Raw genomic sequence first — 19,474 nt, forward strand, 5'->3', positions numbered from 1 at the left:
GGCGAATCTATTTCGATGAGTCTTTAGACTCCAGTGCCGGTAAGAGACCCTTATAGGGTCAAAGCAAACCACCGGCTAAGCCGGTGGTCGTGATTTTTAGTGCAAGATTTCTTCAATAATAGCAGATTTAATTCTATAAGTTCATTAAAAGATTTGTTGATCCGGAGCTCTCATCCGGATTCTTGACAGCCAGTCCGATAGTCCGGTAACGTGGACAAGCAAATCTCTTGATAACAACGTTGGAATGGACAAAATCCATAATCAGTTTTGGAAACACAGAGATACCAAGTCCACATTCGACAAGGGGGATTAATACAACATCTACTTTTTCTTTTTCTAGCCAGTATTCAATTTCTTTATAATTACCGTGATGCTGTATGACTTTTACGCCCGGATATTTATCTTTCATTTCCCGCAGAATATGAGGCATGCGAAAAAGAACTGGGTGCAACGATGACAGAGATTCGCTCGCTTGGTGGCGGAGCTAAATCGGAAGCGTGGTGTCAGATTAAGGCGGATATTCTTGAAATTCCGGTTAAAGTAATTAAAAACAGCGGAAGTACACCGGGAATGGGTTGTGCAATTCTGGCTGGAGTTGCCAACGGAATCTGGTCCTCTGTAGAGGAAGCAGCAGACAAATTTGTGGAAATAAAGAAAACGTATTATCCAAATTCGGAAAACAGAAAAGTAATTATATGTGTAAAGCCTTGAATAATACAAGTGTCTTGTCACCTGTAAGACAGTATGGTATAATAGTATGACTTTAAATAAACGAGGTGACGGAGCAATGTCAGTAATTGAAGAGATAAAGAAATTAAAAAAAGAAAAGAACGCAGTGATCCTGGCTCACTATTATGTGCCGGCGGAAGTGCAGCAGATAGCAGATTATATCGGGGATTCCTTTTATCTGAGCAGAGTAGCGGTAGATCTGGACGCACAGCTGATCGTATTCTGCGGTGTTGGATTCATGGGAGAGAGTGCGAAGATCTTAAGCCCTCATAAGACCGTATTAATGCCGGCAGCAGATGCAGACTGCCCGATGGCACATATGGCAGATGTGGAGACAATCCAGAAGGTGCGTGCGGAATATGATGACCTGGCGGTTGTCTGTTATATCAACTCTACAGCAGAGCTTAAGAAATATTCCGATGTCTGTGTTACATCTTCCAATGCAGTGAAGATTGTAAAAGCACTTCCACAGAAGAACATTTTCTTTATCCCGGATCGTAATCTGGCACACCACATTGCAGAGCAGGTGCCGGAAAAACATTTTATATATAATGAAGGCTTCTGTCCGACACATGAGCGGATGGAAGAGGATGAAATTCTTGAACAGAAAGCTTTGCATCCGGAAGCAGAAGTGCTGGCACATCCGGAATGTAACCAGGGGGTATTGAAGCATGCGGATTACATAGGCAGTACAAAAGGAATTATCCAGTATGCGACAGCAAGTGAGAAGGAGGAATTTATCATCTGCACAGAAGAAGGTGTCGGATATGAGCTTAAGCGTCAGAATCCGGAGAAACAATTTTATTATCCAAAGAGTGTTCCGGTATGTCCGAATATGAAGAAGGTTACATTGGACAAGGTTTTGCATGTCCTTCAGACCGGAGAGAATGAAGTACACGTTGATGCAGAACTTCGTGAGAAGACGAAGCTTCCGCTGGAGCGTATGTTACAGCTTGCAAAATAAAAAATTGCTCTTGCTATATAATTAGGAGGGATAAGAGTGAAAGAGAGAAAAGTGGATGTGGTTATCGTCGGAACCGGAGTATCCGGTCTGTTCCATGCGTTGAATCTCCCGGAAGATAAGCGGATTCTGATGTTGACAAAGGCAGATTTAGAAAGTAGTGATTCATTTCTGGCACAGGGAGGAATCTGTGTAATGAGAGATGAGACAGACTATGATAGTTATTTTGAAGATACAATGAAAGCCGGACATTATGAAAACCGGAAAGAATCCGTAGACATTATGATCCGCAGTTCCAGAGAGATTATTGATGATCTGGTATCTTACGGAGTAGATTTTGAGAAGAAGAACGGCGAGTTCTGTTATACAAGAGAAGGTGCACATTCCAAACCGCGTATTCTCTTCCATGAAGATATTACCGGAAAAGAGATTACGAGCAAACTGCTTGCTCAGGTTAAGAAGAGAGCGAATGTCGAGATTCTGGAATATACAACAATGACAGATATTATAGAAGAAGCTGGTAAATGCTGTGGCATTTATGCGGCAGACCAGGATGGAGATCAGTTAAAGATCGAAGCGGATTATACGATTTTTGCAAGCGGTGGTATCGGTGGTCTGTATGAACATTCTACGAATTTCCCGCATTTAACAGGAGATGCACTGGAAGTTGCGAAGAAACATGATATCCGTCTGGAGCATCTGGACTATGTGCAGATCCATCCGACAACATTATATTCCGAGAAGCCGGGCAGACGTTTCCTGATCTCCGAATCTGTACGTGGAGAGGGCGCTGTATTATATAATAAAGATAAAGAACGTTTTGTAAATGAATTGCTGCCGAGGGACGTTGTGACAAAGGCAATCCGGGAGCAGATGGCAAAGGATGGCACAAAATATGTATGGCTTTCTATGGAACACATTCCGGAAGAGACAATTTTAAAGCATTTTCCAAATATTTATGAGCATTGTCTGGAAGAAGGCTATGATGTGACAAAAGAATGTATTCCGGTAGTTCCGGCGCAGCATTATTTTATGGGCGGTATCTGGGTAGACCGGAACAGTCATACATCGATGGCGCATTTATTTGCAGTAGGAGAGACAAGTTGCAACGGTGTACATGGAGCGAACCGTCTTGCAAGCAATTCACTGCTGGAAAGTCTGGTATTTGCGAAGCGTGCGGCGAACTGTATTACAGAAGAATATGCACGGATGGAAAAAGAGACAGCGTAGGAGGAACAAAGATGAATAAGATTTCAATGACACTTCAGGCAGATCATCTGATACTGGAGGCGTTAAAAGAAGATATATCGAGCGAAGATGTCAGCACGAATGCGGTGATGCCGGAGGCGGTAGACGGAGAAGTGGAACTGATCTGCAAGCAGGATGGCGTGATCGCAGGACTGGATGTTTTCAAACGGGTATTTGAACTGCTGGATGCAGATACAGAAGTGACTTTTTCCTGCAAAGACGGAGATGAAGTGAAAAAAGGACAGCTGATGGGAAAAGTAAGAGGAGATATCCGCGTACTGTTATCCGGAGAGCGTGTGGCGCTTAATTATTTACAGAGAATGAGTGGAATCGCAACGTATACACATACGGTGGCGGGTTATCTGAAAGGAAGTAAGATCAAGCTTCTGGATACAAGAAAAACAACGCCGAATATGCGTATTTTTGAGAAATATGCAGTCCGCACAGGCGGTGGATATAATCACCGGTATAATCTGTCCGATGGTGTGCTTTTGAAAGATAACCATATCGGAGCAGCCGGAAGTGTGACAAAAGCGATACAGATGGCAAAAGCATATGCGCCGTTTGTACGCAAGATCGAGATAGAAGTTGAGACGCTTGACATGGTTAAAGAAGCGGTGGCAGCAGGGGCAGATATTATCATGCTGGACAATATGACACCGGAGCAGATGAAAGAAGCAGTCGCATATATTGACGGCAGAGCCGAGACAGAATGTTCCGGCAATGTAACACTGGAAAATATCCAGAGAATGACAGATGTCGGAGTGGATTATATTTCCAGCGGTGCACTGACACATTCCGCACCGATCCTGGACATTTCACTTAAGAATCTGCACAGGATTTAAATAGGTATGAGACTTTAAAAACGGGTCGCAATATGTTATAATACCAAGAGCATATTGCGGCTATTTTTGTCGCTGTACAGGAAAAGGAGTTAAATTAGCATGGAATTGATTTCAATCAGAGATTTATACAAGAACAAAGAAAACTATCTGGATAAGACCATCACGATTGGTGGATGGGTTCGCAGCATCCGTGATTCAAAGACATTTGGATTTATTGTAGTGAATGACGGAACATTTTTTGAACCACTGCAGATCGTATATCATGATAAAATGGAGAATTTCGCAGAGATCTCCAAACTGAATGTCGGTGCGGCAATTATCGTAACCGGTACACTGGTAGCAACACCACAGGCGAAACAGCCATTTGAGATTCAGGCAGATACGATCGAAGTTGAAGGTGCATCAGCACCGGATTACCCGCTTCAGAAGAAGCGCCACAGCTTTGAATATCTCAGAACTATTTCGCATCTGAGACCGAGAACGAATACATTTCAGGCTGTATTCCGTGTGCGTTCACTGACAGCTTACGCAATTCACAAGTTCTTTCAGGAGAGAGGATTTGTATATGTGCATACACCACTGATCACAGGAAGTGACTGTGAAGGAGCAGGAGAGATGTTCCGTGTGACAACACTTGATATGGAGAATGTACCGAAGACAGAAGACGGACAGGTAGATTATTCACAGGATTTCTTCGGCAAGGAGACAAGTCTTACTGTAAGCGGACAGCTCAACGGTGAGACATACGCACAGGCATTCCGCAATATTTACACATTCGGACCGACTTTCCGTGCAGAGAACTCCAATACAACAAGACATGCAGCAGAGTTCTGGATGATCGAGCCAGAGATGGCATTTGCAGATCTGGATGATAACATGATTCTTGCAGAGTCTATGTTAAAATATGTCATCAATTATGTACTGGAGAATGCCCCGGAAGAGATGAAGTTCTTCAATTCATTTGTTGACAAAGGACTTTTAGAGAGACTGCAGAATGTCATATCTTCTGATTTCGCAAGAGTGACTTATACAGAAGCAATTGAGATCCTGGAGAAACACAATGATAAGTTTGAATATAAAGTATCCTGGGGCGCAGATCTTCAGACAGAGCATGAGCGTTATCTGACAGAAGAGATCTACAAACGTCCGGTATTCGTAACCGATTATCCGAAGGAAATCAAAGCATTCTACATGAAGATGAATGATGATAATAAGACGGTAGCCGCTGTAGACTGTCTGGTTCCTGGAATCGGTGAGATCATCGGAGGAAGCCAGAGAGAGAATGATTACGACAAGCTGCTTGCACGTATGAACGAGATGGGACTTAAGGAAGAAGACTACAAGTTCTATCTGGATCTTAGAAAATATGGCTCTACCAGACATGCAGGATTCGGTCTGGGATTTGAGAGATGCGTGATGTATCTGACAGGTATGGGAAATATCCGTGACGTGATTCCATTCCCAAGAACAGTCAATAACTGCGAACTGTAAGATTTAATTACTAATTGGGGACGGGGCTTTTTGAGAAATGCCCCGTCCCCTGGTTTTCAGGAGGGATTGTATGAATATATTAGTAGTGGATGATGAGAAAGAGATTGCAGATGTAATTGAACTGTATTTACAGAATGATCAGTATCAGATTCTGAAGTTTTATACAGGGCAGGAGGCACTGGACTGCATTAACAGCACGAAGATTGATCTTGCAATTCTGGATATTATGCTACCGGATGTGGATGGTTTCCAGATTTTAAAACAGATCCGGGAGAAATACACATTTCCGGTGATTATGCTGACTGCAAAGACGGAATATATGGATAAGATCACAGGGCTTACACTGGGGGCAGATGATTATATTCCGAAGCCGTTCAATCCGCTGGAGCTTGTTGCAAGAGTCAAGGCACAGCTCAGACGTTATACGCAGTACAATGAAGGCAGTAAAGACACCGGAGATATCATTGATTTTGCCGGACTTTTATTAAACCGAAAGTCTCATGAGTGTGTTTACAATGAAGTTCCGCTGACATTGACACCGATTGAGTTTGATATTCTCTGGCTGCTCTGTGAGAACAAAGGCAAAGTCATAAGCTCAGAAGAATTATTCGAGAAAGTATGGCACGAGACTTACTATAAGAACAGCAACAACACGGTGATGGTGCATATTCGTCATTTGCGGGAGAAGATGAACATACCGACCGGCAAATCTGATTTCATAAAGACCGTATGGGGAGTGGGATATAAAGTTGAAGAATAATTATCGGAAACTCAAATTCAGTATATTATTGCAGACGGTATTGGTAACGGCACTGACTGTGCTGGTAGGTGGATTTATTCTGCGCTATATTATCGATGGACCGTATAATGACAAATTCAGTAAGTTTTTCATTAAATATCTGAAAGACCTGAATATTGATGAATCGACAGCGATTCATTTATACTGGAAATTGATCGGAGACAATAAGACCTTTTTCATGGTTGTCGGTTTCCTGCTTTTATTTGCGCTCTTTTTCTATATTGCGCTCTCAAAAATGACAAAATATCTGGATCAGGTGGGAGACGGAATCGAAAATATTGTATCAGATTCCAACGAACCGGTGCATCTGATCACGGAGCTCAAGCCAATTGAGATCCGTCTCAATGAGATCAAGGCAACGATTAAGAGACAGGAACTGGAATCGGAAGAAGGCGAGAAACGGAAAAATGATCTGGTGCTTTTCCTTGCACATGATCTGAAGACACCGCTGACGTCCATCGTAGCTTATCTTACAATGCTGGACAGCCATCCGGACATGTCAGATGAAGAACGGGAAAAGTACATTCACATCGCATTAGAGAAATCTATGCGGCTTGGCGATCTGATCAATGAATTTTTTGATATTACCCGCTATAATCTGCAGGACATAGAGTTGGAACCGGTTGAGATTAATTTATCTCTGATGCTGGAGCAGATTGCGGACGAACTGTACGGCGTACTGCAGGATAAGAATCTGTGTTGTGAAGTGGAAGTGGAAGAAAATCTGGAAGTGACCGGAGATCCGGATAAGCTTGCCAGAGTTTTTGATAATATTTTAAGAAATGCAATTGCATACTGCTATGCCGGAACGAAGATCCAGATCTATGCACAAAAAAAAGAAGATGACGTAGAGATTGTATTCAGCAATGAAGGGGATAAGATTCCGGGAACAATGTTGCAGACAATTTTTGAGAAATTTTACCGTGTGGACGGTTCGAGATCCAGCGGTACCGGTGGAGCCGGACTGGGGCTTGCGATCGCGAAGGAAATCGTAGAACTGCACGGTGGGCATGTGCGTGCGAAGAGCAACGATCAGAAGACAGAATTTATTGTAACACTGCCTTCAAAGAAGGAGCAGGAGGAAGGAGAAGAAGATGAAGTTTCTGCACCTCGCGGACATACATTTAGGGGCAAGTCCAGACCTGCCAAACGGACTCGCAGAGAAAAGAAAAAAGGAGATCTGGAATAGTTTCCGCAATGTGATCGAGACATGTGAGCGGGAGAAGATAGATCTTTTACTGATTGTGGGAGATCTGTTTCACAGACAACCGCTGCTTCGTGAATTAAAAGAGGTCAGTTACCTGTTTGGAAAATTGACAAAAACACAGGTGGTTCTGGTCGCAGGAAACCACGATTACATAAAAAAAGATTCTTATTACCGTACATTTCACTGGCAGAAACATGTGCATATGATATCGGCAGATGAGCCGCAGTGTATCGAACTTCTGGAGATCAGTACATCTGTCTGTGGGTTTAGTTATCATTCGCGGGAGATAAGAGATCGTCTGGATATCAGCCAGTTGAAAAAGGGAAGACAAAAATACAAAATTTTGCTGCTGCATGGAGGCGATGAGACACATGTTCCATTTAACAGAGAGGATCTGCGGCGCGTAGATTATGATTATGTGGCACTCGGACATATTCATAAGCCACAGACTGTGATAGATGGGAAAGCGGCATACAGTGGTGCGCTGGAACCAATCGATAAGAATGATACCGGAAAGCATGGTTTTATCAAAGGTGAAATAACAGATGAAGGCTGCAGGATACGTTTTGTACCGGCAAGTGTCAGACGTTACATCCATGAGAAAATCACAGTGACACCGCAGTTTACCGATCAGGAGCTGCAGGAGCGAATAGAAGCATGTATCCGCGAACAGGGAGAACAGCATTTTTATAAATTTATACTGACCGGCTTCAGGGATCCTGATATTATGTTTGAGACGGTCCGGAGATTTTCTCCCGGTGACAGCTTATACGGTCATCCGGCGTTTGGAAATGAACATGGATGGAATATACTGGAAATCGCTGATCGGACAACGCCGACATATGATTTTGAGCAGCTTATGAAACAGCATAAAGAAGATATCCTGGGGGCATTTATCGAAGAATTATCAGAATATCCACAGGAAAGCATACAGTATCGTGCGCTTTGTGAGGGAGTACAGGCGCTGATGGATACAAGAAGGGGTTAGTTATGCGTATACGAGAGATCTGGATGAAGAATTTCGGGCGTTTTGCAGATCGCAGAATTACTGTAAATGACGGCATACAACTGTTTTATGGAGAAAATGAAGCAGGTAAATCAACGATTCACACATTCCTGAAAGGGATGTTATTTGGGATGGAGCGAAAGCGTGGACGTGCTTCAGCAACTGATGAAAGCCATCTGTATGAACCGTGGGAAAATCCTAATTACTATGCAGGTGTGTTGCGATTTGAAGCGGGAGGTAAGACATTCTGCCTACAGAGATCATTTGAAAAAACAGGGAGAAAGGCAGAATTGTTCTGTGAGGAAGACGGAGAAGAATTTTCGGTAGAAAATGGAGATCTGGAAATGCTGCTCGATGGGCTGACTGCTTCAGGATACGAGAATACAATATCCTGTGGGCAATTGAAAGTAACACCGGATGCTTCACTTGGAACAGAGCTTCGCAATTATGCAACCAATGCTTGCGCGCAGGATAAGGGAGACATCGATCTGGGGGCGGCATTTGCCCGCTTGAAGGAACGAAAAAAGGACATAGAACGCCGGATAAAAATAAGACTGGAAGAACGACAGAAAAAGCAGGAAATTACGGAGCAGGAAGCATCCTATGTATGGACAGATATCCATAAGTACACCGAAGAGAAGAACCGCATCAGTGAAGAACTGGCACTCCGGGAGATGGAAAAACAGAAAAATAAAAAAGACAGTCTGGCTTATACAGAAGAAGTTTCCAAATGGCGAATTCATCCGATGGAGCTGATCGTATTTGTTCTTTTGATTATTTCCCCATTATTTATTGTGTCAAAACCGTGGAATTATCTGATGGCGATCATCATTTTCCTATGCTGCCTGATTTATATCTGGAATCGGATGAAAGTAAGTAAACGTAAGGAAAAAACAGAGCCGGAGATTCTACTTGAAGAGATCCGACCGGGAGAAGAAAAAGCATCCAGAGAGAAACTGCTCTGGGAGCAGAACCGCATAGAAGCAGAATTGAAAGAGAAACAGACACAATATGAGAATCTGAAAGAACAGCTGGAAGAACTAGATTTGACAGATGATGTTATTGAGAGATTACAGCAGACGAGAGACGCGGTTACGATGGCGTATGAACAACTGGAAGCTTTGTCGGGAAGACTGCGCGAGCAGACGGACAAGTTGTTAAATGGCAGAGTATCTGAGATTGTCTGTGCGTTCACAGGTGGAAAATACGAGCGGCTTTTTGTAGACGAAGACACGCGAATTTATCTCATTACAGAGGACAGGAAAATCCGGATAGAACAGGTGAGCCGTGGAACAGCGGAACAGATCTATCTTGCACTTCGTATTGCAGCCGCAGAATTTCTCTATGAAGAAGAATTTCCACTGATTCTGGATGATACATTTGGATTTTATGATGAGAAACGTCTGGCAAATACATTACAGTGGCTTGCAGAAAATAAAAAACAGGTGTTGATCTTTACGTGCCAGAAACGGGAAGAAGAACTGCTTAAGAAAATGCATATTCCGCATAATAAGGAAAATGTATGATGCCATAAAAAAGAGCTTCCAAGCAGATATAAACAAATCGAAGAAGTATGTTATCTCAGGGTTAGAGAAGGATACTTAAAAACTGCGGGGAAGCTCTTTTTGGCTATATGATTCTAAATGTGAGAAGAGACGATTTAAATCTCTTCTCCTCTTTTATATTTCTCGACAACGTGCTGGATTCTTTCGTTCGGGGAAAGAATGCTGCTGACAGAACCGTCATGGTTCAGTGTGTCGATCAGGAGTGCGATATATTTACTCATATCACAGTTGATATAGTAAGGGCGCTCAAGAAGTTCAGGTGTCTGATAGATCAGATTTGTTGTCAGGATACCATCAATAGTACCTTCTTCGTATGCCTGGTCGAATTTGTCCAGTCCGTTTGTGAACAGTCCGAATGTTGCGGCGGCAAAGATACGTTTTGCTTTGCGGCGTTTTAACTGTCTGGCAACATCTAAGATACTGTCACCGGAAGAAATCATATCATCTAAGATGATTACATCTTTTCCTTCAACAGAAGAACCAAGGAACTCATGTGCAACGATCGGGTTGCGTCCATCTACGACTTTTGTATAATCACGTCTCTTGTAGAACATACCCATATCCAGATTCAATACGTTGGCAAGGTAAACAGCACGACCGGTAGCACCTTCATCCGGGCTGATCGCCATCATATGTTCGCTGTCGATCTGGAGATCTTTATATTTGCGTAAAAGTCCTTTTACAAATTGATAGGTAGGACGAACGGTTTCAAATCCACTGAGCGGGATTGCATTCTGTACACGCGGATCATGTGCATCAAAAGTAATGATGTTGTCTACACCCATGCGCACTAATTCCTGCAGAGCAAGTGCACAGTCCAGAGACTCGCGTCCGCTTCTCTTGTGCTGGCGGCTCTCATAAAGGAATGGCATGATCACGTTGATACGACGACCTTTTCCGCCAACGGCTGCGATGACACGTTTCAGATTCTGGAAATGATCATCCGGAGACATATGGTTTGTATGTCCACTCAGGGAATAAGTCAGATTATAATTGCATACATCAACCATTAGATACAGGTCTTTACCGCGGACAGATTCACCAATAATACCTTTGGCTTCTCCGGAACCAAAACGCGGAACCTTTGCATCAATCAGGTAATTGTCTCTTTCATAACCCTTGAATACTACATCATTTTTAAATTCGTGGCTGTCTTCACGACGCCAGTTTACGATGTAGTCATTAACTCTTTTTCCCATCTCCTGACATCCGTCAAGGGCAATGATTCCAAGAGCTCCAACAGGTATATTATCCAGAACACGTTCGTTACGACGTAACATCTTTTGTACCTCCTAGGTTTAATAATTTTTTTTGGATGCGAATATCATCTCCGGTCAGACGAAGCATTGTATAACTGCTACTGAGCCGGGAGAAAATTCTTTCTGAATAGATGTTTTTGATATCATCTAATGCCAGATTCGTAGAAATAATCGTAGATTTCCGGCGTAAAATACGTTCGTTCAGACACGCAAACAACTGGGAAGATGTAAAACCATTTGCCATCTCTGTGCCGAGATCGTCAATGATCAGAAGATCACAGTTGTAAATGTAATTGGTGTCCGGGGATTCCTCATCGTAAGAATCTGAATCCTTTTTGCCAAACGTATTCTCAGCAAGTATATCAAAAAAATGCTTGGAAGAAAAGTAGATGACAGAATAAGCAGCATCTATCAGCTCTTTGGCAATACAGTTTGACAGAAATGTCTTGCCGACACCGGTGTCTCCATATAATAGTATGTTCCGAAAATCCGTGGAAAATGTATCTACAAATTCATGACATGCATGTAGAGCAGTCTTCATAGAATCCAGAGAGGATCGTCCTGTTACCGGATCTATGTGGTTGCGTGAGTAATAATCCAGAGAAAGTGTAGAAAAATTCTCGGATTTTAAAATCTCCTGCAAGTTTGACTGTGTATATAATAAATCCACAATTGCTTTTTTGAAGCAGTGGCATTTATTCGTTCCGATATAGCCCGTGTCTTTGCAGTCCGGGCAGAGATAATGCGGCTCCAGATAATGTGCCGGATATCCATGTGATTTGAGTAATTCTTTCTTGCGGGCAGATAAGGTATGTATCTCTTGTTTTAAATCTGCCAGAGCAGAAGTCTCGCCATTTAACAAAAGTCTCGCCTGCCGGATACTGGCAGAAGAGATGGCGTTATCTATTTCTGCAAACTCAGGAATTGCCTGTGTGACGCGTTCATAGCGCTCTTGCACCTGATGGACGGCGTCCAGCTGGCGCTGCTCATAGATGCGCATCAGTTCATTGTACTGTGAATTTGAAAGTGCCATAAAGAAAATCTCCCTTGTCTGCTTATTGCTGTATCAGTCTGCGCTCCAGATCGTTCATGTCATAAGAGCGGTTTTCAAAATTGTTAAACTTATTCCTTCCGGAAGGTTTGGAAGGCTGCGTTGTCTGCTGTCTGGCTTTGTCTGCTTTCGCACGTGTAAATGCGGCATCCAGAACAGAGACGTCTTCTAAAGTGTGGACGTTTTTCTTATACCAGTTCTTCAGAATAGAATCTGTATATTCAAAATTCGGCTGATGGATCATATTCATGGTTCGGTCACATGCTTCCAGAATGATTTCCAGAGAAAAAGCATATTCTTCGTGCCACTTGCGGATATATGCGATCTCAGATGCTGCAGGAGCACGTCCTTTGATTCCGTAAGCATTCAGAATAGAATAGCAGTTCTTGTTATAAAGAACAGAATTGGTCTTTGCCTGTTCTGCAGTGCGGATATCCTGACTGTGCCAGGATAAAGCAACTTTCTGGATGTAATGGATACTCTTATGTCCGTTTTCAACACAATATTCGATTAGATACTCGATCAAATCAGCTGACATCTGTAATGTCTCATAAAAATATGTAATCGCATTAATATCTGTAGCAGATAAAGTCTTGCCAAGATACTGTTCAGCTACAAAAAGTAATTCTTTAAATTCCTTGCGGTTACCATGCTTTCTGGTGTTCACAGACTTGTCCGTGCCCGAAACCGGTGCAACAGTCAGCGAAGCTTCTGATGGAGAAACTTCAGCTTGTAAAGAACGGTCCGGAGCTTCTTCTTTGTACTCGAGAAGTCCCTGACCTTCCCAGTATTTGAAAGCGCGTAAAATATCTTTCTCCGTACACTCTAAAAGATCAGCCAGTCTGGACGGAGCCGGCAAAGAGGCAGACTCGTCCAGGTGGCGAAGAAGCATAAGATAAACTTTTACATATTCTCCATTTGCTTTTGGCATATACCGGTCAATGAATTCGTTCTCCAGAACCGTAACTGTTTTTTTTGCCTGATTTGTTAAAGTCAGTGTTTTCATACCCGCCTGATGAGCCTCCTAATGTCTTTCAAATGTTGCAGGATCATTATAACATCAGTTGACCGGGCAAAAAAGAAATTTTTAAGCCAAAAATCAGGTTTTTTGTGGATAAAATCCTGTGGAAAATGTGGATAACTCTTACTTAACGAGCGTTTCCCCAATGTTTACAACGTCTCCGGCTCCCATAGTTATCAACACATCACCTTTTTGACAATGTTCGCGACAGAAGTTTTCGATCTCTTCAAAAGAAGGAAAATAATATACATCTGCACCTTTTTCAGCGATTGCGTCTGCAAGGTCTTTGGAAGAGATGCCGAGTGTGTCTGTCTCTCTTGCGGCATAAATATCTGCAAGGATCACATGATCCGTATGAGATAATGCTTCAGCAAATTCCGGGAAGAGAGCCTTGGTACGTGTATAAGTGTGAGGCTGGAAAATACACCAGATCTCACGGTGTGGATAATGTTTTGCAGCAGTCAGGGAAGCAGTGATTTCTGTCGGATGATGTGCATAATCATCAATGACAGTGACGCCGTCAAATTCACCTTTGTATTCAAATCTGCGGTTTGTACCGTGGAAATCTTTCAGTCCCTGTCCGGCCGTCTTCGGATCGATTTTCAGAATATCAGCCACAGCAAGTGCTGCCAGTGCGTTAGATACGTTGTGATCTCCGTTGACAGAGAGTGCGATTCTTGTTACAAACTCTCCATTTTTCACGAAATCGAAAGAAGCCTCTCCGATCTGGTCGTGAAGAATATTTGTTGCACTGTAGTCATAAGAACTGTCCGGACCATAAGTTACAACACGGCATGCAAGCCCGTCTGTGATCTCGTGAAGCTCTGGAATCTCACCATTAATAACAAGTGTGCCGTCTGCCGGCAATAGCTCAGCAAACTTGCGGAAAGAGTGACGGATATCCGCAAGGTCTTTGAAGAAATCCAGATGATCCTCATCAATGTTCAAAATAACTCCAATCTTCGGGAAGAAATGCAGGAAACTGTTCGTGTATTCGCATGCTTCTGTAAGGAAGATTTCGGAATTACCGACGCGGATATTACCACCGATGGCTTTTAAAATACCGCCGACGGAAATCGTTGGATCCATCTCGGCACTTAAAAGAATGTGGGAAAGCATGGAAGTTGTTGTTGTCTTGCCATGGGTTCCGGATATAGCGATCGGAGTATCATAATTAGTCATTAACTGTCCGAGGAGTTCGGCACGGCTCAGCATAGGAAGTCCTTTCTGGACTGCTGCCTGATATTCCTCGTTGTCTTCATGAATTGCTGCCGTGTAAACAACAACATCAATTCCTTCTATTATATTAGAAGCTTTCTGTCCGTAAAAAATAGTGACGCCGGCTTTCTCAAGCTGTTCTGTAAGCGGAGAACGTTTGTTATCTGATCCGGAGATTGTGAAATGTTCTTCCAAAAGAACTTCTGCCAGACCACTCATGCTGATTCCGCCAATTCCAATGAAGTGTACGTGTACCGGTTGTTCAAAATTGATTTTATACATAAGCTACCATCCTTAGTTTTAATGCTCCGGCGGGTTGCCGGAAAGTGTTCATAATTTACTTACTTCTATCATATTATTATAAACATATCTGGCAAAAAAACCAACCTAAAATTTCTTGGTATATTTTCATAAAAAGGTCACGAAACGTTTACTAAAATTGTGAAAAATGTTCACGAAAGGATAAATATATGCTATAATAAGATAATAAACGACTGTGAAGGGGTGATGACATGAGAAAGAAGGAAATGATAGCAATGCTTCTGGCAGGCGGACAAGGCAGCAGACTTGGAGTCCTAACTGCTAAAGTTGCAAAACCTGCAGTAGCTTTCGGAGGAAAGTACCGGATTATTGATTTTCCTCTGAGTAACTGCATTAATTCTGGAATTGACACCGTGGGAGTACTGACACAGTATCAACCGCTTCGATTGAATGCTCATATCGGAATCGGAATTCCGTGGGATCTGGACAGAAATTATGGTGGAGTAACGATTTTACCACCATATGAGAAGAGCACGAGCAGTGAATGGTATACCGGAACTGCGAATGCGATTTATCAGAATATTGATTACATAGAGACTTTTCATCCGGATTATGTACTGATCTTATCCGGAGATCATATCTATAAAATGGACTATGAAGTTATGCTGGATTATCACAAAGCGAATAATGCGGATGTGACGATCGCAGCGATGCCGGTGCCGATGGAGGAGGCAAGCCGATTTGGAATCGTGATCACAGATGATGATGGAAGGATCACAGAATTTCAGGAAAAACCGGAGAAGCCGAAGAGTAATCTCGCATCTATGGGAATTTACATTTTCAGTTGGCCGGTGCTCAAAGAAGCATTGCATACGATGAGAGATGAGTCTGGATGTGATTTTGGTAAACATATTATTCCATATTGTCACAGAAAAGGTGAACGCTTATTTGCTTACGAGTACAATGGTTACTGGAAAGACGTAGGAACGCTTGGTTCTTACTGGGAAGCGAATATGGAACTGATCGATATCATTCCAGAGTTCAATCTTTATGAAGAGTTCTGGAAGATTTATACAAACAGTGGCATCCTGCCGCCGCAGTATATTTCCGAACAGGCAGTGATCGACAGATGCATTATCGGTAATGGATCAGAAATTTACGGTGAAGTTCACAATAGTGTTATCGGATCTGGTGTTGTGATAGGAGAAGGAACCGTTGTGAGAGATTCTATCATTATGAAGGATGCAGTAATCGGCAAAAACTGTGTTGTGGACAAGGCGATTATCGCAGAGAACTGTAAAATCGGTGATGAAGTTGTAATGGGAATCGGAAGAGATGTACCGAACCGCCTGAAACCGTCCGTATATTCTTTTGGACTGGTAACGATTGGAGAGAATTCGGTAATCCCGGAAAAAGTACAGATTGGAAAAAATACTGCGATCAGTGGTAAGACAACGGCAGAGGATTACCCGGATGGCGTACTGGACAGCGGAGAGACTTTGATAAAGGCAGGTGAACGGGTATGAGAGCGGTAGGAATTATTCTAGCGGGTGGCAACAGTTATAAGATGAAAGAACTTACACAGAAACGTGCAGTGGCAGCAATGCCGATCGCAGGAAGTTACCGGGCGATTGATTTTGCACTCAGTAATATGTCTAACTCACATATTCAGAAAGTGGCGGTTTTAACACAATATAATGCCCGTTCGTTGAATGAACATCTGAATTCCTCCAAGTGGTGGGATTTCGGAAGAAAACAGGGCGGACTTTATGTATTTACCCCGACAATCACAGCAGATAACGGATACTGGTACAGAGGAACCGCAGATGCGATTTACCAGAATCTTGATTTTTTGAAGAGATGCCACGAACCTTACGTTATCATTACATCCGGCGATGCGGTGTATAAGATGGACTATAACAAGGTTCTGGAATATCATATAGCAAAACGCGCAGACATTACGATCGTGTGTAAAGAACTTGCTCCAGGAGAGGATGCGAGCCGGTTTGGAACATTGAAGATGAATGATACGATGCGCGTGGAAGAATTTGAAGAGAAGCCGATGGTGGCTAAGTCCAACACTATTTCCACCGGGATTTATGTGATCAGGAGAAGACATCTGATCGATATGATCGAGCACTGTGCGGAAGAGGACAGACATGATTTTGTGACCGATATTCTCATCAGATACAAGAATCTGAAGAAAATATATGGTTATAAAATAAAAGACTACTGGAACAGTATTTCGACCGTGGATGCATATTATCGGACGAATATGGATTTCCTGAAACCGGAGGTAAGAAACTACTTCTTCAAGGAACAGCCAGATGTATATTCAAAGGTAAGCGACCTGCCGCCTGCAAAGTATAATCCGGGTGCGGTTGTAAAGAACAGTCTGATTGCAAGTGGAAGTATTATCAATGGTACCGTCGAAAATTCTATATTATTTAAGAAGACATTCGTCGGAAACAATTGTGTAATTAAAAATTCTATCATTCTGAATGATGTTTATCTTGGGGACAATACTTATATTGAAAACTGTATTGTAGAAAGTCGTAACACCATCAGAGCGAACACAAGGCATGTAGGGGAAGATGGTGTGAAAGTGGTCATCGAAAAGAACGAGAGGTATGTGCTGTAGAAAGATTACAGTACAACGGCTGAAAGAAAGGGGCTAGAACAAATGCAGATTACAGATGTACGAGTGAGAAAGGTAGCAAAGGAGGGCAAATTAAAGGCGGTTGTCTCGATCACAATGGATGAAGAATTTGTCATTCATGATATCAAAGTGATTGAAGGCGAGAAGGGACTTTTCATTGCTATGCCAAGCAAGAAGTCATTGGACGGAGAGTACCGTGATATTGCGCATCCGATCAATTCCGGAACGAGAGAGCGTATCCAGAATATTATTCTTAGCAAGTATGAAGAAGCAATGAGTAAAGAAGTTATGGAAGCGTAGCCGCTATCATATAAACTGATTAAGAAATGAAATGTTTAAGGACGGAAGAAATGCATCTCTTCCGTCCTTAAAATTTTTCTTGTAAAAGAGAAAGAATCATCGCACTTTAGCGCGACTGCCCGTTTTGTTGCAGATGTCATAGTATTTAGAAGTATGCTCATATCGGGTTGGTCATCAAAATCAGGCTAGTAAAGAAAAATGCATTTTTTTATGTGTGACAGGATGTGTAAATTCAAGTTTATATGCACACAGACATAATGTCTGCCATCCTTTTTTTGCACGGCAGCCTGGATTGTATTTTGTATCGCCGACGATCGGGCATCCGATAGCAGCGAGCTGGCAGCGGATCTGATGAAAGCGTCCGGTGTCCAGATGGATTTTGAGAAGTGTCTTCGTGGACTGCCCGTTGTCCATAGAGGTGCTGCTTGAAAAAATATCCTGGATGTCTGAAGCATGCTCATCCCCGGTGTTTACGGGATTTTTACTGAAAAAAATATCTTCGGAATTTGTGTTGATAGTATCTGGAGTGGAACGGGAAGTATCTGTGAAAAAATCTCGTAACTCATTATGGATTTCGTAGAAGAGGCGAGCTTTTTTTGCGCCTTTCTTTTTTGCATCACAGACAGACGCAGTGTTAGTCTGCGGATTTTTATACAAATAATTTTCCAGTGTTCCAGAAGTGTCAGACGGAATTCCGTTTGTCAGGGCAAGATAATATTTTCCAAAATCACCATTCTGAAGCTGGCGGTTTAAATCTTTTGCGGCAGCAGGTGTTTTGGCAAAGACAAGAATACCGCGGACTGGCTGGTCCAGTCTGTGTATTACTGCGAGATATGGCTCGCTTTTATCAGAAGATGTTTCATAAATGTGGCGTTTGATCAGATTTACCATATCAGGCGAACCAATACGGCGGCTCTGCGTTGCTGTGCCGTGCGGTTTTTCACATACGATAATATCGGAATCTTCGAATAAAATATTTAAAGTAGAATTATTTTTTCTGTAATTTTTTTGAATATGATTCTGCATGAATGATTTCCTCCTGTCAGAAATCTGGATTTCTTTTTTTATTTAAGCACAGAGCTATGGAATATGCAAATAAATTATAGCGGGATTGCCGGGAAATACAAATGCAGGAGGTTGACTTGAAAAAGTAAATTCCAGTGCGGAACTAAATTCCACTCATACTTTAAAAGTTGTGACTTTTATTGAATTTCTACATTGTAATTTGTTGTGCATATGCAAAATATAGAGTAGAGCCTTGATAGAATGATTTATTTTGTGTTAAGTGTTTTACATATGTGAATTTAGAGCTTGCAAGGTTAAATTCTACTTATGCAGGAGTAAGATCCATCATGGAGATTAAGAGTGGAGTTTAAATTTTCAATTTAGGAGCGAAAAATAATCATGTTTGTTGCTTGACAAAAGAAAAACCATAGATTAAAATTATGAACAATTCCATAAATAATATGGCGATGAAGAGAATTAGTACATGGTAGCGGGCAGCAGAGAGGACATCGTAATGGTGAAAGATGTCTGGCAGGCGCACTGTGGAACCGGTCTTGGAGCCACTGTATGAAAATGCAGCGTTTCCGTCAGCGTTAATGATGAATGAAGAGAACTGCAAAAGGGTTGCAGTTAACTAGGGTGGTACCGCCGAGCTTTTCGGTCCCTTTTTAGGGAGCTGAAAGGTCCGGCGTTTTTTATTATGGCGGCGAGGAAAATGTATCATGCTTGCATGATTACATTTGACGACCGCTAATCAGCGGATAAAACTTGAAAAGCGTGTTTTATGCTATCGCTATCATTATTGTCCTGACCACCGGAGAAAATTGTCAGTGGCAGGTTCTGTAGATG

The 19,474-nt window shown here is 42.4% G+C and carries 18 protein-coding genes and 1 other annotated feature; of the genes, 12 read left to right on the top strand and 6 right to left on the bottom strand.

All coding sequences use genetic code 11. The features are described 5' to 3' along the window. Positions 1-133 precede the first annotated feature (133 nt). Positions 134-409 (bottom strand): hypothetical protein, encoded by a 276-nt coding sequence (locus tag DWY31_RS10505; RefSeq protein WP_118520472.1) that lies wholly within the window; start codon positions 407-409, stop codon positions 134-136. Between DWY31_RS10505 and DWY31_RS10510 the strand changes: the two genes are divergently transcribed. The 9 genes from DWY31_RS10510 to DWY31_RS10550 all read left to right on the top strand — a co-directional run bounded on the left by DWY31_RS10510 (position 397) and on the right by DWY31_RS10550 (position 9,812). After that, the gene (locus tag DWY31_RS10510) at positions 397-711 is read left to right on the top strand and encodes an FGGY-family carbohydrate kinase (protein WP_279220080.1); all 315 of its coding nucleotides are present in this window, start codon (positions 397-399) and stop codon (positions 709-711) included. The two genes, DWY31_RS10505 and DWY31_RS10510, sit on opposite strands and share 13 nt — an antisense overlap. Before the next feature lie 76 nt (positions 712-787). Continuing rightward, entirely contained in the window at positions 788-1,693 is a 906-nt protein-coding gene (nadA, locus tag DWY31_RS10515) for a quinolinate synthase NadA (protein WP_021860620.1), read from the top strand. 36 nt (positions 1,694-1,729) lie between these two features. After that, on the top strand, positions 1,730-2,920 hold the full coding sequence (locus DWY31_RS10520) for an L-aspartate oxidase (RefSeq protein WP_118520476.1): 1,191 nt from the start codon (positions 1,730-1,732) through the stop codon (positions 2,918-2,920). A gap of 11 nt (positions 2,921-2,931) precedes the next feature. Then, entirely contained in the window at positions 2,932-3,783 is an 852-nt protein-coding gene (gene nadC, locus DWY31_RS10525) for a carboxylating nicotinate-nucleotide diphosphorylase (RefSeq protein WP_117537907.1), read from the top strand. Positions 3,784-3,882: 99 nt separating this feature from the next. Next, on the top strand, positions 3,883-5,274 hold the full coding sequence (asnS, locus tag DWY31_RS10530) for an asparagine--tRNA ligase (protein ID WP_118520478.1): 1,392 nt from the start codon (positions 3,883-3,885) through the stop codon (positions 5,272-5,274). 70 nt (positions 5,275-5,344) lie between these two features. Continuing rightward, the gene (gene vanR, locus DWY31_RS10535; protein WP_021860624.1) at positions 5,345-6,034 is read left to right on the top strand and encodes a VanR-ABDEGLN family response regulator transcription factor; all 690 of its coding nucleotides are present in this window, start codon (positions 5,345-5,347) and stop codon (positions 6,032-6,034) included. After that, on the top strand, positions 6,024-7,262 hold the full coding sequence (locus DWY31_RS10540) for a sensor histidine kinase (RefSeq protein ID WP_118520480.1): 1,239 nt from the start codon (positions 6,024-6,026) through the stop codon (positions 7,260-7,262). Before vanR ends, DWY31_RS10540 begins: the two co-directional genes overlap by 11 nt. Then, positions 7,168-8,268, top strand: coding sequence for a metallophosphoesterase family protein (locus tag DWY31_RS10545; protein WP_118520482.1), 1,101 nt, complete (start codon positions 7,168-7,170; stop codon positions 8,266-8,268). The genes DWY31_RS10540 and DWY31_RS10545 overlap by 95 nt, the downstream gene beginning before the upstream one ends. A 2-nt stretch (positions 8,269-8,270) precedes the next feature. Beyond that, complete coding sequence (locus DWY31_RS10550) at positions 8,271-9,812, top strand: ATP-binding protein (protein WP_118520484.1); 1,542 nt, start codon at positions 8,271-8,273, stop codon at positions 9,810-9,812. A gap of 134 nt (positions 9,813-9,946) precedes the next feature. Here the strand turns inward: DWY31_RS10550 and DWY31_RS10555 are convergent, their stop codons facing one another. From DWY31_RS10555 to murC, 4 genes are all read right to left on the bottom strand, one after another. Then, a complete protein-coding gene (locus tag DWY31_RS10555) occupies positions 9,947-11,131 on the bottom strand; it encodes a ribose-phosphate pyrophosphokinase (protein WP_021860628.1) in 1,185 nt (394 codons plus the stop codon). Beyond that, a complete protein-coding gene (locus DWY31_RS10560; RefSeq protein WP_117537901.1) occupies positions 11,118-12,143 on the bottom strand; it encodes an ATP-binding protein in 1,026 nt (341 codons plus the stop codon). Before DWY31_RS10560 ends, DWY31_RS10555 begins: the two co-directional genes overlap by 14 nt. Before the next feature lie 22 nt (positions 12,144-12,165). After that, a complete protein-coding gene (locus DWY31_RS10565) occupies positions 12,166-13,167 on the bottom strand; it encodes a DnaD domain protein (RefSeq protein ID WP_021860630.1) in 1,002 nt (333 codons plus the stop codon). Between the two features lie 138 nt (positions 13,168-13,305). Continuing rightward, positions 13,306-14,682, bottom strand: coding sequence for a UDP-N-acetylmuramate--L-alanine ligase (murC, locus tag DWY31_RS10570; protein WP_118520486.1), 1,377 nt, complete (start codon positions 14,680-14,682; stop codon positions 13,306-13,308). Positions 14,683-14,912: 230 nt separating this feature from the next. Between murC and DWY31_RS10575 the strand changes: the two genes are divergently transcribed. Genes DWY31_RS10575 through spoVG form a run of 3 tightly spaced genes read left to right on the top strand, consistent with a single transcriptional unit; the run spans position 14,913 to position 17,620 of the window. Then, positions 14,913-16,187, top strand: coding sequence for a glucose-1-phosphate adenylyltransferase (locus DWY31_RS10575; RefSeq protein WP_117537898.1), 1,275 nt, complete (start codon positions 14,913-14,915; stop codon positions 16,185-16,187). Beyond that, positions 16,184-17,302, top strand: coding sequence for a glucose-1-phosphate adenylyltransferase subunit GlgD (gene glgD, locus DWY31_RS10580; RefSeq protein WP_021860633.1), 1,119 nt, complete (start codon positions 16,184-16,186; stop codon positions 17,300-17,302). Before DWY31_RS10575 ends, glgD begins: the two co-directional genes overlap by 4 nt. A gap of 42 nt (positions 17,303-17,344) precedes the next feature. After that, positions 17,345-17,620, top strand: coding sequence for a septation regulator SpoVG (gene spoVG / locus DWY31_RS10585; RefSeq protein WP_021860634.1), 276 nt, complete (start codon positions 17,345-17,347; stop codon positions 17,618-17,620). 180 nt (positions 17,621-17,800) lie between these two features. Here spoVG and DWY31_RS10590 read toward each other — a convergent pair whose 3' ends face one another. Beyond that, positions 17,801-18,646, bottom strand: a complete 846-nt coding sequence (locus tag DWY31_RS10590; RefSeq protein WP_118520488.1) for an RluA family pseudouridine synthase — start codon at positions 18,644-18,646, stop codon at positions 17,801-17,803. A 437-nt stretch (positions 18,647-19,083) separates the two neighbouring features. Next, positions 19,084-19,294, top strand: a binding site (T-box leader). Positions 19,295-19,474 lie beyond the last annotated feature (180 nt).

The sequence above is a fragment of the Dorea sp. AF24-7LB genome (assembly GCF_003478575.1).
Lineage (GTDB): Bacteria > Bacillota > Clostridia > Lachnospirales > Lachnospiraceae > Dorea_D > Dorea_D hominis.